Annotated in this window: 1 protein-coding gene; it reads left to right on the top strand. The window is 61.2% G+C overall.

Going from position 1 to position 1233, the window contains the following annotated elements:
- Positions 1–776: 776 nt before the first annotated feature.
- Positions 777–1142 carry a transposase gene (locus L6Q67_RS23440; RefSeq protein WP_296575892.1) on the top strand — a complete coding sequence of 122 codons (366 nt, stop codon included), beginning with the start codon at positions 777–779 and terminating at the stop codon, positions 1140–1142.
- The last annotated feature ends 91 nt before the right edge of the window (positions 1143–1233 follow it).

Below are 1233 nucleotides of genomic sequence, written 5' to 3'. Positions count from 1 at the left end.
CACTATGGTTAGCGAGCTAAGGAGCGGTGGAAAGGTGGGATCACCGGGCGCTTACCGAACCCATCCCCTAGACTCTGCAAGAAAGTCCGCCTACGCCCGCTAATGCAGCCACGCTGACAGGGGTGGCGTCTTGGCTAGCTACCTCGCCCGCTATCGCGCTAAGATAGCGTCACAAGGGGGTATCACATTTACCGACCCGTACCCGGCATGCGCTTCGCACCCCCTTACGATTCAACGACTTACAGTACGATTGGTGGTGGCACTGGTGATTCCGCCCATCACCACCAACCGAACACTAAGCCGCTGAATCGAAAGGTTCAGCGGTTTTTTTACGTTCTGGGTTCATAGCTTTGCCGCATTTTAGGGCCCGCAACGGTGCCTTTTGAGCAAGGGAGAGAACATCAAGGACCGTTCGACTCGAATAACCGCGAGGCAACCCGCACCGAATACAGGGCCAGCGAACACCAGGCAGTGTAGCCCCCGACAAGCATGCGGAATGCTCTGGCGCCTGCCCAGCACCTCCAGCACGTGCAAGTTCAAACAGTGCGACAACAGCCCATACCCTTTTAAGAATCGGCCGAAGCTAATTTCAAAGTGCCTTTAATCTAAAAGACATCCGGCGCACGCAGGTTTGCCGCCGGCACCGGCCAGAAGAGCGCCATATGGAGTATCACCGAGATGCGCTCCCAGCCCGTAAGCGCCCGGTGATCCCACCTTTCCACCGCTCCTTAGCTCGCTAACCATAGTGTCCACTACGCTTAGAAGTGGACACTTCCATGAACATCACCCCGCCGCGTCGTACCCGCCGAACCCATTCCGAGGAATTCAAGCGCTCCCTGATCGAAGCCTGCGGCGAGCCCGGCGCCTCTGTCGCCGGTGTGGCCCTGGCCAACGGGATCAACGCCAACCAGCTGCGGCGCTGGATGCGCGAGCGGGGCATCGAGCCGCCCGAGTTGTCCTGCCTGCCCTTACGTGTGGCGGCCTCCGAGCCGATGGGCGGCTTTGTCCCAGTGCAGCTTTCCCCCAGCCTTGAGGCCCCTATCCGCCTGGAACTGCGCAAAGGCTCCGCAGTGGTCACGGTAGACTGGCCCGCGTCCTCGGCGGCCACCTGTGGTGTCTGGCTGCGCGAGTGGCTCGGGTGATCCGGGTCGAAGCCTTGTGGCTGTCGGTGGCGCCGCTCGACATGCGGGCGGGCATGGACACGCTCCTTGCCCAGGTGGTGCAGGTCTTCGG

The sequence above is a fragment of the Zoogloea sp. genome (assembly GCF_023150065.1).
Lineage (GTDB): Bacteria > Pseudomonadota > Gammaproteobacteria > Burkholderiales > Rhodocyclaceae > Zoogloea.
The sequence above is the reverse complement of the archived record's forward strand: the minus strand, read 5'-3'. Positions and strand labels throughout refer to the sequence as shown.